Source organism: Streptococcus constellatus (assembly GCF_902167705.1).
Taxonomy (GTDB): domain Bacteria; phylum Bacillota; class Bacilli; order Lactobacillales; family Streptococcaceae; genus Streptococcus; species Streptococcus constellatus_A.
The window spans coordinates 25,854-40,323 of sequence record NZ_CABHMZ010000005.1 but is presented as its reverse complement, the minus strand read 5'-3'; the positions used below and the strand labels follow the sequence as shown (position 1 = coordinate 40,323).

Here is a 14,470-nt window from a genome sequence, read left to right as displayed (position 1 = left end):
CCACGAAAATGTTTAGCTTACAGAACTGCTTATGAAGCTCTAGTGGATGAGTTAGAGTAAATGTTGCACTTATTCTTGCAATTTATCATATGAATAACAGACCCTAAATAATACATAGCAATTACCTCCATTATTTAATCCATTTTCCCCTCACAAACAAAGATTGATTAAATCACCCCTGCTTTTTCAAAATGTTTTTTAAGTATCCTTGTTGCAACAAATGCTCCTATGCAAGCAAGAATAAAAGTTATAAAACCAAAGTCTACTACCCACGAAACTTTGAAATAAGATAATGCTTCATTTATTTGTGCTTCGCTCATTTTCCATTTTGATGCTCTTTCCACAAAAGAAGCTGTCCCGAATAAAATCACAGGAATTACTGTCCCTAAAAAATCTGCTAATGCAAATGTCCCATATCCAATAATCATTCGTCCCTTGCTCTCATAATTTCCTATAATCAAATCACATATAATTCCACCGATTACAGCAAAGACTGCATGAGGCAAATGTCCTCCTGACAATGCAATTAAACCAAGAAGCGTTCCTGATATTGTAAATACACCCTTCTTTTTAACTTTTACAGCCATAAGAATATAAACGGTGGCAGCTACCATAAAGCTAACTCCTGAAGCAATAAATCCTCCAATAACTGTTGTTGCCATAGCAAATGCAACTGCCATGTATATGACAATTCCAATTGCATTAAAAATTCCGATTGTAATAAAATCACGACCATTTAATTTGTTTTTCATAAAAGTCCTCCTAATAAGTTCTCTGTATTACTATCACAAGAGCAATTATCAAAGCTCCTAATAGTCCAATCATTAAGTCTGCCCATCTAAACCGCAATTCTGTTAATGTTACCCTATTCTCACCACTATCAAGTCCTCTAATGAGTGCTGAAGCTGACAATTCATCTGAAATCTTAATCATTCTCATTAAAAGCGGAACAAGCGTATATTCAATATATTTAATTGGATGTAGCAACGGGAAAAATCTGCTTGTTACGATTCCTCGAATCTTCATATTCTCTTTTAATGCCTTAATTTCTATTTTTATAGTTGGAACAAACCTAAGCAAAACACTAAAAGGGATACCAATGCTTCTGGGTACTTTCATTCTATTTAATGCTTCAAGCATTTCACTTACACTTGTAGTCTTTGTTATATATCCACCAAACATAGCGATTAATGTCATTCTTGATGCAAAGTAAATAAACATATACATTGCAAATACAACACTTGCTTCACAAAACTTTCCAAGCCCTAACTCTATGCAGTATAAAAGCACAAAAAACAAAATAAAGCGTAATGCTCTTTTCCACATACTGCTGTATACATACAGAAAAAAGGCAAAGGCAATCAGTCCGAAAAGTAGAATTGTATTGCTTATAAAAAAGCTCGTAAATCCAACAATTGGAAGTAGAGTAAGTTTTATTCTCGGATCGACTGTTTTTCTATCTATCAAGCTCTCTACCTCCTCTCATCTTGTCTAATATGAGAAATTTATTACTTTCACTCATATTCAAAACTTTTTCTATTTTTCCATCTCCCATTACCCAGAGATTGCTCACTGTGTTTGCTAAAAACTCAAAATCATGACTTATCACCAAAACTGTTGTCCCATTTTTTAATTGTTCTTCAATTAATTTTGCCACTGAAAGCATTGAGTCTTTATCACAACCTGATGTTGGTTCATCATAGATAAAAACTTTTGCCCGTTTCATCATTCCACAAGCTATTGTCAGTCTTTGTTTTTCTCCTCTTGATAAAGCAAACGGATGCTTATCAATGTATTTATCTAAGCCAAGTACATTCAAAATAGACTTTGCCTTTTGAGTATTTTCTTTTTTATCTTTACTTGAAATACCAAGCAGCATTTCATCAAGTACACTTTCCGAAAATAACTGATAGTCTGAAGCTTGAAATACAAAATATGACATATCCATTAAATCTTTACGATTCAACTCTTTATCTTTTTCCGCCCATATTTTCCCCTCTTTTATCTTCTCAAGTCCTGAAATTACCCTTGCAAAAGTAGTTTTCCCGGTACCATTTAACCCAATAAGACCAATGGCTTTTCCGCACTCCATATTGAAATCAAGATGATTTAAGATGTATTGGTTTTGCTTATTTCCAACCTTAGTTGCACTTGGGTAACAAAATTTCAAGCCTTTCCCACTGATACTTTCATCATTTAATTGATATAAATCTTTCTTCTCACTTATCCTGTATTCTTCTAATTCAAGAGTTCTTAGTCCATTATCATCCCAAAACTCCCCTTCAAGATGGATACTTCTTCCCGACTCAAGTCCTGTGCAATTTCTCCATCTTTCACCAAAAGAAAACGGTCAAATAAAGATTTTACATAGTACAAACGATGTTCAATTAGAACAACCGTTGTTCCTTTTTTCTTTAATTTTTCCAAAATTAAAAATAGGTCAAATGTTGCTTTCATATCCAAATTTGCTGAAGGCTCATCTAAAATTAAAACTTTCGGATTCATTGCATAGATGCTTGCAATAGCTATCTTTTGTTTCTGCCCGCTTGATAATTCAAAAACAGATTTTCCTTTCAGTTCCTCAATATCCAACTCCACATATACTTCTTCTACTCTCTGTTTGATTTCATCTCTTGATTTGCAGATAGTTTGAAGCCCAAAAGCTATTTCTTCATCTGTCGTTGTCGTGAAAAACTGACTTCTTGGATCTTGAAATACAGTCCCTACAATATGCCCTACTTCATGAAGTAATAATTTGCTTATATCTTTTCCGGACGCAAAGGCTTCTCCTTGCATTTTGCCTTTGTAATAATGTGGAATAAGACCATTCATTACACTTCCAAGAGTGCTTTTACCACTTCCACTTTTCCCTGAAATTAAAACAAATTCACCTTTTTTAATTTCAAGATTGATATTTTTCAAAGCAGTTCGCCCATCTTCCCATTCATAAGAAACATCTTTTAACAAAATCATGGTTACACCTCATACTGAGCTTTCCATAATTTTGTGTAGTAGCCATCTTTCTCAAGAAGTTCCCCATGCTTTCCTTTTTCAAGTAAATTTCCTTTTTGAAATACGAGAATTTGGTCAGCTTTTTGAATTGTTTTTAAATGATGAGCCACTACAAGTACGGTTCTATTCTTTGCAAGTTCTGTAATGGCATCTTGTATCAAAGATTCATTTACAGGATCAACATTACTTGTCATTTCATCAAGAATTAAGATCGGTGCATCTTTTAGAAAAGCTCTTGCAATAGATATTCTTTGTCTTTGTCCACCTGAAAGAAGCCCACCATTTTCTCCAATATCAGTTTCATAACCTTTTGGTAAACTCATAATGAAATCATGTATCCTTGCCTTCTTTGCAGCTTTAATGATTTCCTCTTTTGTAGCTCCTTTTTTACCTACTCTGATATTTTCTTCAATCGTGTTATCAAACAGTTGAACATTCTGCATGACAATGCTGATACGATCTAAAAGCTCATCATAAGGAATATCCCTTATATCAATTCCTCCGAGTGTAATTTTTCCTTTATGCACATCATAAAATCTTAAAAGCAAGTTGGTTATAGTAGTCTTTCCACTACCTGATTCTCCAACTAAGGCTGTCATTGTTTTTTCAGCAATAGAAAAGCTCAATTTTTCCATTTTAAATTCATCTTTTTCATAGGAAAAATCTATGTTTTCAAAAGCTATATCATTATCTTTCGGAACAATTCCATTCACTTTATCCTGGATTACATCTGCATATAAAATTCTTGAAAGTCTTTCGTAACTATCTACCGCCGAAACATAGTACATATAGTGTTGTTCCATAGAAGCGAACGGCTTATAAAACTCTTTTGAAATTACTGCAAAGATAATAAAATTAAGTACATCAAGACTTCCTTTTATAACAAGTATTGCTCCTGTAATTAAAAGAACTAAATATCCAATATCCAGTAAAAAACCAAATATAGATAACTGTTTTGCCTTAAATCTTGAAGCTGCTTTGCTTGTTTCTCCAAACTTTTTTGTCTTATTCATAAGCTCATTATCCAAGCTCTTATTGTTTGAAAAACTCTTTAGTACAGGTATTCCTCTAACATATTCAACAAATAAGCTAACCATATCAAGAAGTGCTGAGTTATTCTGATTTTCTATTTTTTCAGATTGCTTAATTGTCAGATATAGAAAGATAAGTGCAAGCGGAACAGATACAGCCATCAAAATGGCAAGTTTGAAATCAATACTTGCAAGACCAACAAATACGACTGCACCTATCAAAAAATCGCCAAACATTCTTGACCACATGTGTCCTACAACAAGGGACATATTATCAACATCTTTGTGTAAAATTGTATTGATTTCTCCCAATCTTTCATTTGTATAAAAACCCAAACTAAATTTCTTTAATTTGATAATCATGCGTTCTCTTATTTGCTGAACAATATCAAAACCTGCACTATGCTTTTTCATATCTGCAACCATATTACAAATACCTTTAAACACTACAAGTAATCCAATCGCAATAAAATATTTATAAAGCCTATCTAAACTCGTACCATCAAATATCTGAAACAGTATAGAAAATACGATAACAATCATGGCTATGGAGCTTAGTCCATAAAGGGCAAAGAATACACTTGATATAATCAAATCTCTCTTCCCGGTTTTTGTAAGTAGTTTTAACATTTCTCTAAACATTTTCTGTTACCACCTCTTTCAAATTCCATCTATCTACCTTGTTCTGTGCTTCAACCATATCCTTATAAAAATCACATCTTTTCATCAGCTCTTCATGGCTTCCTGCATCAAGAACAATACCCTTATCCATAACGATAATTTGGTCTGAATCTCTAATCGTATTTAGATGATGAGCAATTGTAATGATGGTTTTATCCTTACTTAAATCATCAATCGCTTCACCGATTAGTCTTTCATTTTCACTATCAACAGCTGCCATTGCCTCATCTAATATTAAAATCGGTGCATTTTTAAGTATCATTCTTGCTATGGAGATTCTTTGTTTTTCTCCACCGGATAACTTAACTCCCATTTCACCTATTCGTGTTTCATATCCATTTGGTAAAGCAGAAATAAAATCATGGCATCTTGCTTTTTTAGCAGCTTCTATGACTTCTTCTTTTGTTACATTTAGTTTTCCGATTGCTATATTTTCAAAAATACTTAAATCAAAAAGGATAACTTCTTGTTGCACACTACCAATCAGCATTGAGATGTTTTCTTGACTATATTCTTTTATGTCTTTTCCATTTATCAGTATTTCTCCTTCGTCTGCATCCCAAAATCCCATAAGCAAATTAGATACGGTACTTTTCCCACAACCGCTTGCACCTACAAAGGCATTCAAGCTATTTTTCTTAAAAGTTAAATTGATGTTTTTTAGCTCAAAGCAATCTTTTCCGTATGCAAAATTCACATCTTTAAATTCTATGTTTCCAAATTCTAAACCTTGTTCTGTCTTTTTGTTTGGAAGTGGAACTGTTAAAACTTTTCCAATCGCCTTTAATGCCTCCCTAAACACAATAGAAAAATGTTGCAATGTAGCTGTCTTACTTATAGATGCAGTAAAAGCAGACGATAAAATAATGGCAAGTATAAAATTAGGTGTTGTAATATTTCCATAGTAAAGAAATATGCTTCCTAAAATCATGACAATAACTACTCCAATTTCCATAAATATGTCAATGAGTCCCATTGGAATTGTAATTGCTCCCATGCTCTTTTTAACCCAGTAAATATATTCTCTTGCCGTTTTTAATGTTCTTTCACTAATCTCCTCTTCTTTAGCAAAAGCCTTAATAACAGAAATATTTTTTACATATTCCATTAGCTCTTCTCTCATCTTGTTTTCATGGTTAAAGTAAATAGCAAAGTTTTTATCCATTGTTTTCTGTGAAAGAACTTTTACCAAATACATGAGTGGAACTCCAGCAATCATACCAAGTGCAAGACGCCAATCCACAAAAATCATGGCTATGAAAATGATAGTAGGCAGAAGTGTAACTGACATTATTTCAGGAAGACCATGGGCAAGGTATACTTCCACTTGCTCTACATCATGCTGAACAATGTTGGTAAGCTCCCCGGTATTATGTTCTTTGAAAAATCCTAAACTTAGTTTTTTTAGATGACCGATAATATCTACCCTAAGTTCTGTCAATTTTTCGTATGCTTTCTCATGAGCAACCTTTGTTGCAAAATAGTAAAACACGCCTTTTAATACAAACGATATAAAGATTCCCAAGAATATATACTTTAAATTACCTTCGTTAATATTGTTTGTGATTAAAGAACTAATCAAATATACAAGTAAGATTTGTGGTATCAAATCAAATACTATTTTTAAAGCAAGAAGTGAATTGGATAAACCATTTTTCCCAATCACTTTTTTCCTTAATTCTTTTTCCGGCATGAACAACTCTCCTTTCAAAATTGAATAATATTGAATTTTAATTCAGTATTAAGGTTTAAAGTAAGACTTTGCTGATTACGCAAAGTCTATTTTTTAGTGCTGATTATAGGGATTCCACTCCCTTGTAATAACACCTTGCAATAAGTTTTAGCATATCTTTTGCCCACTTTTCACTTTGATAGTGCCTTGCTATTTCAAGAAGCCCCTCTGTAAAGTTACTGGCTAAAATATGGGCAAGCATTGGATCATATTCCTCTTTCGATTGTCTTTTTAAACTTACTTCAATATGAACTTGCATTTGCGATATGAGTTTTTGTTTTGCTTCTGTATGCTTTGTACCTGAGCTTTTATCCATTAAAATAATTAACTTTTTACGCTCTTTTAAAAGTTCATGAATATAATTTTCTCCAACCTCATCAAACCTTTCAGAAGCAGAACCTTTTTCCAAAGATTCTTCCTCATTAAAAGCTGACTCGAAGTTTATATAAACAGAACTTACTACTGCATCAAACAAAACTTCCTTGTTTTTAAAATAGGTATAAATGAGTGCCACAGGAATATCTGCTTCTTTTGCAATATCTGTTAATTTAGCACCTCTATAATCCTTTTTATAAAATACTTTTTCTGCTGCTTCGAGTATTCTATTTCTAACTTCTTCTTTTAATACTTGTGCCATAGCACACCTCTTTCTATTCCAATACTGAATTTATATTTAATAATAAATTATAATTCAATATTTGTCAAGTTACATGTGGAAATTATGGCGTCCTTATGGTATAATTTAGTAATAAATTCAAAACTTGCTTAACGCTTGCTATCTAAATTATTCTTATGTAGCAAGCACAGTAAGTGTACGGACACTTACGAAAAAATTGATGAAGCAGCCCTCTGGGATCTGCTTCTTTTTTTATCAATTTTTAACTTGTTAGGGTGCACCCTAATACCCCGAATACATTCAAAGGAGGATTTATCTATGGCAAATAGAATACGAAATGAAAGACTTGAAATTAAATTAACCGAAGAAGAAAAGGCTCTTTTTGAGGAGAAAAGAAAACTTGCGAAATGCAGAAATATGAGTCATTTCATCCGCAAGTGCGTTTTAGAAACGGAAATATATCAAGTGGATTTAGAACCGTTTAGAGATTTACAGGGATTACTTTCCAATGCTACAAGCAATATCAATCAGATTGCAAAGCGTGTAAATTCCACCGGCATAATCTATAAGGATGATGTAAACGATATGAAAAAGCAAATTGAATATTTCTCAAAAGAATTGTGGCAAATACATTCTCTGCTTCTTAACAGAACTTCCGGAGGTGATTAAATTTTATGGCTATTACAAAAATACATCCTATAAAATCAACCCTTAATCTTGCCATTTCATATATTGTTAATGGAGAAAAAACAGATGAGCAAATCTTGGTAAGCACTCATAAATGTCATCAGGAAACTGCTCATACTCAATTTTTAAGAACACGAAATAATGTCGGAACAAACGGAACTGTCCTTGCAAGACATCTTATTCAATCCTTTTTACCGGGAGAAACAAGTCCGGAAATTGCACATCAAATCGGTCTTGAACTGTGTAAAAAGATATTAAAAGATGAGTACGAATATGTCTTATCTACCCACATAGATAAAGGACATATCCATAACCATATAATCTTCAATAACGTAAATATGGTAACAGGTAAGTGCTACCAGTCCAACAAGAAAAGCTACCACCAAATCAGGTATCAAAGCGATAAGTTATGCAAAGAAAATAACCTATCTGTAATTGATGAGTTCTACGAGAGCTATAAGAGAAAGTACAAAACAAATGGTAAGTCATGGTATGAAAATGAGCAATCTAAAAAAGGTACTTCTTGGAAAAGCAGGCTTCAATTTGACATTGATCGACTGATAAAACAGTCTAAGGATTGGGAAGAATTTCTAAAGAAAATGGCGGAGCTTAATTATGAAATAAAGCATGGAAAACATATAGCCTTTAAGCCAAAAGATAAGCAGAGATTTACAAAGGCTAAGACGATTGGTGAAGATTATACAGAAGAAAGATTACAAGAGCGTATTACAGAAAATCAATCTATTAAAGCCCCACCTGTCAAAAAACAAATCGGAAATGTTATCAATATGAATACCAATGCCAAAGTGAAAGAGAGCAAAGGCTATGAATACTGGGCAACAAAACATAACTTAAATACAATGGCTGAGTCAATTGTTTTCATCAGAGAATATAGCATTAACTCCATTAAACAACTTGATGAATACATCAGGAAAAGTGCTGAAGAAAGACAAGCCTTACAAGATAAAATCAAAGAAATTGATAAGGACATGCAGCTACTTTCTGATACTATGGAACAAGTTCATGCTGTTAAAAAATATCGAGCCTACTACAAAGAATATAAAGCAAATCCTTCTGATAAGGCATTTTTTGAGGAGCATAAGGCTGAAATCACACGCTACGAAATGGATCTTTCAAAACTAAAAAAATCCTATTCAAAGCTGCCAAATTCAAAGGATATTTTAGATAAACTTGATAAATTGCAAGAAAAAAAGAATACCCTTATGCAAGAGTATTCTTCTACCAAATCTACTATGGACGAGCTTTATCAAATACGAAAGAACTATGGAATTTATATGGATAAGGAGATGGAGAGATAATTTTTCTCTCCACTCTCATTTATTACCAAGTAGACGGTTTGTGCTCAATGCCATATTCGATCAAATCTTCTATGTTATCCTTAATATCATTGTAAACATATTTACTTGATGCATAACTCGAATCAAAACATTTAACATACTTAGAAAGTTTCTCTCCTTCTAATGTCAAATAATCAAATGGATTATTTCCCTTATCATCTTGTTCACCTGATGAATTCTCTAATTTATGAATATAGATTCCTACAATTCCTTTATTTAACTCATATGCTTTTTTAATTTCATAATTTATCCATTTTCTATTTGCAGTCTTTTCTCCGATTAAAACCACTAAACATGAACGCTTATTTAATTGTTCATCAATCCATTCTTTGATTTTACTGTCTGTTTTTTCTTTTACTTCCTCCCAATCATTATCAGAAAAAGTAGAGCTGCTATCCACCTTTCCCATATTGCGTACCTGTCCTGCTCTCCAATTATCATTGTCATAATGAAAACTGAAAAATACTTGCCTTTTTGACATTTAAAAATCCTCCTTATTTAATATTTTAACTGCTTGCACTATGTTTTTAACAGATATATCAATATCTCCATCGCATTGTTTATTTGCCTGTTCAATTGCGCTTATTGTATTTTTATCTGAAATTTCTTGAGTTGTTTTATCATATATTTCTTTAGATGCCCCACCAGTATTTTCAATAGGCAAACATACTAATCCATGCTCTTTAGATAACTCATATTCGTCCATAACTCCACTTGCAATATTTTCTGTTTCATTATTTCCAAAAACAAATATTGCTATGCCACAATTTTCAATCATCTGCTCTCTATTTTCTTTATACAAGGTATCTAAATCTATTTCTAATGAACTATTTTGAGGAAAAGGCATAAGCGTCAAAAAATCATTTATTTTTGCTTTTTGAGTCAAACAAAAATCTGCAACACCATTTAATATAAATTCTCCTACACCTTTTCCATATCCATTAACAATGCGATAACCATTCTTCGATAGTTCAAAAGATAATTTATGAATAAAATTTTGAGCGGTTTCATGAGAATAACCCGGATAATTGTATGCACTGCCTGAAATAAATATTGTTTTCCTTCTAAATCTATCGACAAGAGTGCTTAATAATTCGGTAATTTCATCATATCTATTTACTAAATATGTAAAAATACCATATCTATTTAAATCTTCAATTTGTAGCTCCTGTTTTGCTTTTTTGTATTCATAATCCTCATCAGTATCTTGGACTCTTTTCATAATACAATAATGCTTTCTTGTATTCTTTTCATCGAGCAATACCCTTAATCTTCCAATTACATAGTTAAAGTTTGGATCTTCAAAACTAAATCCTAAAAATAGAAATGTATTGGTAAGCAAATCTCCTTCTAAAACTTCTCTGAATAATTTTCTTTTGTTATATCCAAATTCTTCATAATCACTTCTTGTTAGTACTGCGTCTTCAGGAGATTCTACATCGCCATGCAATTTATATACTATTGCATCAAAATCATGATTTGTACCTCTTAATTGTTCATCCTTTGTTTTTATATAAGGCTTTTTCATATTATCTTCTAAAGCTTTTTCAATTAACTTATCATAATTAGTTGTCCAAAAAGTGGAAATCGGTAACTGTGATAATAATTTATGGTTTTCAGTAGGTTTTACTAATTGAGAAAATTGACCTTTGATCAAGTCATCTATCGATGTTCTTTTTTTTGAATTAGAATAATACTGAGCCAAGTTAACCAAATCATTTTCTTTTTCAACATCTAGTCCAATTTCTTCTGCAGGTTCTTTTAGAAGTTCTTTCCAACTACAAAATCCGGCAGGAATTGATAGTCCTGCTCCAATAAATGCTCCTAATTCATCACTTTTAATAGCTTTTTCAATTTCTCTAATCAAATCTTTTTTTGATACTTCACCTTTAATAATGAGCACCTCCTCCTTTATTTTCTCGGTCCTAAGAATTTATCACCATTTAGATGAATCATATGGTCCGGCATATCCGCAATCCATACTTCCGTTTCCCAAGCTAAAGACTCTGAAAATTTCTTAAATGTTTTAAAGTCTAAAAATGCTGTTACATATATTTTCCCAGCAGAAACATTTTCTGTCATTTCTTCAATTTCTTTTATTCGCTTTGGCTCCATTGCACCCACAGAAGTTACAGACTCAATAAAGTAAATCCAGTTCTTATCCTCTGAATATAAAACAACATCTGGCATCTTATCATGAAGTGTTATCTCAAAACCAAGTTCTTTTAATTTCTCCTCATTTTTCACCAAATCCTTTTGAATTGTATCTCCAACATATAGGCATTCAGAGTTCTCAGCGAATCGGGGAGCAAATTCTTCAATAATCAATTTCTGTAATTGATTATGCTTACCAGGAGAAAATGTAAAATCGTCTCCGTTTATTTTAACAGGCATTTTTCTTACTGCCTTTTTAGAACTATACAAATCAATTAAGTTCTGATGAGATTTCAAAAAATTATTTTTTTGTTCTTCCCACTGATTTGATTGAAATGTTTTTACTAATAACAACATTTCATCAGTTAAACGATACCTATAATTAGGGCTATTTGTTGCTTTGCCATTATCCTCAATAAACGCTGCATTTCTAAAATGATGTATTGCTTGCTTACGGAATGTTTCTCTACTATTCTCTGCATATGAAACTTCATAAAAATCTCTAATAAAAGCGATAACATCATGTATTCTTATCCATTTATTAGTTGCATTAGCCCATTCATCATTCTTTTTAATATCTGCCATTGCTAAAATAACATATCCACATAGATCTGACTGCTGTTTTGGTGGAACTTTCAACTCATTCAAAATATTCTTTGCTTCTTCTAATTTAGACATATATAAATCTCCCTAATATTTCATCACAATTTTCTTCAGACATATCCTTTAATTTAATCAGTTCCTTTCCCATATTCTCAATACAGGTTAGTGGTGGAATTGGCATCGAGTTAATTTCAGTAGCATTCACTTGAGTTGATCCATTTAAAATTCTGTAATAATTATCATAAAGCGTAGAGTTCATTACAACATACAAACCATAAACCAAACAATCTGATAATCCTTGTAAGCCTGTAATAAAATTTATCTTATTCTGTGTGCTAATTGCCTTATATGTTGGAAATTTTTTAGCTAAATAAATTCCACATTGTAATCTACGCTTTTCTTCCTTTGCCGTAAATCTTTTCACAAATAAATAATTAGTGTTCTCCTGCAATAATCCTTTTTGCTCCGTTAATAGATACTCATTTTCTTTTCCAACAGGAAAAATCACTTTACCATCTTTTATATGTTGCGAATAAAATAAAGGAACTGCTTTTTCCTCTGCATCATTTCTTAGAGCCTCTCGATTTCTAAAATCAACTGTCAAACCAGTTTTCATTTTCAAGCCAAGAGTTGGCAAGGTATCATTCCATTCATTTACCTTTTTAATCGTATCAGCTTCTTCTTTATCAGTTATCAAAAAAACATATTTGTGTTCTCCAGAAACAACCATATCGTAAGGAGCTTCAAAAACAGTCTTGCTGTCGAAATCAAAATTAGCGTTCGTTGTAGTTATAGTAATATTTTTAGGCTTGTTAGATTCTTTCTTAGCCTTAATAATTATTGTTTCTTGCAAAACAGCTTCCTTATCGAAAACTTTATCTCTGCTCACAAATAAATGAATATGCCTCAAAACTACTTCTCTTAAAAATTTCTCGCGAAACTTTCTGAAATAAGCTCCAGAAGTCCATGATCTCGGAACGATAAATACTAATTCGCCATTATCGACTAAATTAAAACTTGCCATCTCCATAAAAAGAAAATACAAGTTCGGTGCTCCATAACAGATGTCAGGCATAGATAAAGCTTCTTTAGCCGTTTTCCCAATCTTTAAATAAGGCGGATTTCCTATAATCACATCGTATTTTTCAGGTTCAGTACACACACCCAGCATGTTGTTGTATTCAAGCGTTTGACTCGTTATATAATTATCTTTGACTATTTTGTATTCAATTTTTAATGGTGAATTGTCTCTTATCCACAACAAATTTTTATTTAAAAGTTCTAAAATATCACCATCAGTTTCATAACAAGTTATTTTTATCGTTTTAATCTTATCCGTATCAATTATTCTTTGGACCAGTGCTGCAGTAAGTATCCCTGAACCCGCTCCTGGATCAAGTATAGAAATTTCTTTTGAAAATGATGATAAATCAAATAATGATGCCATAAAAAGAGCTGTTTCTTTGCTTGTAAAAAATTGCCCATTTTTCTTGCGAATTTCTTTTGGCATCTGTTCAATATATTTATTTGTAGATTCAATTACATAATCAATTATTTTCATCATTCACCAACTCCATAATTTCATTTATACCACAGTTCAAACTATCACATATTCTGACAATCACATCAGTAGTGATATTCTCACTATTCTTCATTTTATAAAAAGTACTTCGACTAACTTCCGCTTTTTCCATTAGCTCAGAGTTTTTCATGTCTAAATCTATCATTTTTTTAAATAGCTTTTTATAACTTATTTTTGACACAATTGTCCTCCCCATGCATCTGATTTCGTTTTTATCATTATATCATATTTATTCACTTTTTTCACTACAAACTTCCTTTTACGCAAACATACGCCATTTGTATAAAAAAAGAGTCGGTGCAGTCCCAAGACCACACCGACCATAAATTTATCTCTCAGCTTCTTTGGTTGCTTCTTTCTTTTCTTTTGGCTTTTCCTTATCTTCAGCCTGATATTTCTTAATAGCTCCAAGTACAGATTCTTTCTTTTCTTCTTGTCCTCTCATCTGTTCCTTTGCCTTTAGTAGCTTTGAAGAAAGTATTCTGATATTGTTATGCTCCTTGCCGTTATCATCAATTGATATTCTGATTTGTCCAAAGAGCTTAACAAAATCTCCCTGCTTAAAGTTCTTTGGAATATCACTTTTTTCTCCATAAGCGGAACAACTATGATATATCTTGTTACCTTCATCATCTTTGGATACTACGGAAAAATTCGCTACCTTGAAGGCTTCTCCGTTCTTATTTTCCCTTTCAACTACATCAACCTCTCCAACGATATTTCCGACAATATTGATAAGATTATCCTTTTCTTCCTGAACATAAGGTAAGTCTTTTATCTGTCCCTGTTCTCTTAAATCCTCAATCATATAGTCAAATTCCTCATGTAGCAAATTAAGGCTGTCATTGTCCATATAAGCGTCATAGAGCTTGTCTAAAGCACTTTCATCATTGATACCTTTTTCCATGCTTATAATCGCCTTCACAAAGTCCTTGTGGTTATCATTTACCATATCTTCTATTTGATTTCTCATTGTTTTGTAATCCATGTTTTTTCTCCTTTCATGGCAAAAGG

At 32.2% G+C, this 14,470-nt stretch carries 13 protein-coding genes and 1 pseudogene; 2 read left to right on the top strand and 12 right to left on the bottom strand.

The genetic code is table 11. The features are described 5' to 3' along the window. Window positions 1–167 precede the first annotated feature (167 nt). The 6 genes and pseudogenes from FQ204_RS01630 to FQ204_RS01605 form a co-directional block, all read right to left on the bottom strand. A complete protein-coding gene (locus FQ204_RS01630; RefSeq protein WP_144207768.1) occupies window positions 168–752 on the bottom strand; it encodes an MptD family putative ECF transporter S component in 585 nt (194 codons plus the stop codon). Window positions 753–762: 10 nt separating this feature from the next. Next, the gene (locus FQ204_RS01625) at window positions 763–1,467 is read right to left on the bottom strand and encodes an energy-coupling factor transporter transmembrane component T (RefSeq protein WP_144207765.1); all 705 of its coding nucleotides are present in this window, start codon (window positions 1,465–1,467) and stop codon (window positions 763–765) included. Beyond that, window positions 1,457–2,973: pseudogene (locus FQ204_RS01620) on the bottom strand (ABC transporter ATP-binding protein). The gene FQ204_RS01625 and the pseudogene FQ204_RS01620 overlap by 11 nt, the downstream one beginning before the upstream one ends. Window positions 2,974–2,975: 2 nt before the next feature. Continuing rightward, window positions 2,976–4,685: an ABC transporter ATP-binding protein gene (locus FQ204_RS01615; protein WP_144207762.1), complete on the bottom strand. Its 1,710-nt coding sequence runs from the start codon at window positions 4,683–4,685 to the stop codon at window positions 2,976–2,978. Then, window positions 4,678–6,417 carry an ABC transporter ATP-binding protein gene (locus FQ204_RS01610; protein ID WP_144207759.1) on the bottom strand — a complete coding sequence of 580 codons (1,740 nt, stop codon included), beginning with the start codon at window positions 6,415–6,417 and terminating at the stop codon, window positions 4,678–4,680. The genes FQ204_RS01615 and FQ204_RS01610 overlap by 8 nt, the downstream gene beginning before the upstream one ends. 103 nt (window positions 6,418–6,520) lie before the next feature. Beyond that, entirely contained in the window at window positions 6,521–7,093 is a 573-nt protein-coding gene (locus tag FQ204_RS01605; RefSeq protein ID WP_144207756.1) for a TetR/AcrR family transcriptional regulator, read from the bottom strand. Between the two features lie 297 nt (window positions 7,094–7,390). Between FQ204_RS01605 and FQ204_RS01600 the strand changes: the two genes are divergently transcribed. Both FQ204_RS01600 and FQ204_RS01595 read left to right on the top strand, forming a co-directional pair. Beyond that, on the top strand, window positions 7,391–7,741 hold the full coding sequence (locus tag FQ204_RS01600; protein ID WP_144207753.1) for a plasmid mobilization protein: 351 nt from the start codon (window positions 7,391–7,393) through the stop codon (window positions 7,739–7,741). A gap of 5 nt (window positions 7,742–7,746) precedes the next feature. Further along, entirely contained in the window at window positions 7,747–9,078 is a 1,332-nt protein-coding gene (locus FQ204_RS01595; protein ID WP_144207750.1) for a relaxase/mobilization nuclease domain-containing protein, read from the top strand. Between the two features lie 22 nt (window positions 9,079–9,100). On the opposite strand, the gene FQ204_RS01590 is transcribed toward FQ204_RS01595, so the two are convergent. The 6 genes from FQ204_RS01590 to FQ204_RS01565 form a co-directional block, all read right to left on the bottom strand. Next, complete coding sequence (locus FQ204_RS01590; RefSeq protein ID WP_016182935.1) at window positions 9,101–9,598, bottom strand: TIR domain-containing protein; 498 nt, start codon at window positions 9,596–9,598, stop codon at window positions 9,101–9,103. Continuing rightward, window positions 9,599–11,020, bottom strand: a complete 1,422-nt coding sequence (locus tag FQ204_RS01585; RefSeq protein WP_144207747.1) for an SIR2 family protein — start codon at window positions 11,018–11,020, stop codon at window positions 9,599–9,601. A gap of 8 nt (window positions 11,021–11,028) precedes the next feature. After that, on the bottom strand, window positions 11,029–11,949 hold the full coding sequence (locus tag FQ204_RS01580; RefSeq protein WP_144207744.1) for a BsuBI/PstI family type II restriction endonuclease: 921 nt from the start codon (window positions 11,947–11,949) through the stop codon (window positions 11,029–11,031). Beyond that, complete coding sequence (locus FQ204_RS01575) at window positions 11,942–13,438, bottom strand: Eco57I restriction-modification methylase domain-containing protein (RefSeq protein WP_144207741.1); 1,497 nt, start codon at window positions 13,436–13,438, stop codon at window positions 11,942–11,944. Before FQ204_RS01575 ends, FQ204_RS01580 begins: the two co-directional genes overlap by 8 nt. Then, window positions 13,422–13,637: a helix-turn-helix domain-containing protein gene (locus FQ204_RS01570; RefSeq protein ID WP_000036627.1), complete on the bottom strand. Its 216-nt coding sequence runs from the start codon at window positions 13,635–13,637 to the stop codon at window positions 13,422–13,424. The genes FQ204_RS01575 and FQ204_RS01570 overlap by 17 nt, the downstream gene beginning before the upstream one ends. Before the next feature lie 147 nt (window positions 13,638–13,784). Continuing rightward, a complete protein-coding gene (locus FQ204_RS01565) occupies window positions 13,785–14,444 on the bottom strand; it encodes a DNA-binding protein (protein WP_144207738.1) in 660 nt (219 codons plus the stop codon). Between the last annotated feature and the right edge of the window lie 26 nt (window positions 14,445–14,470).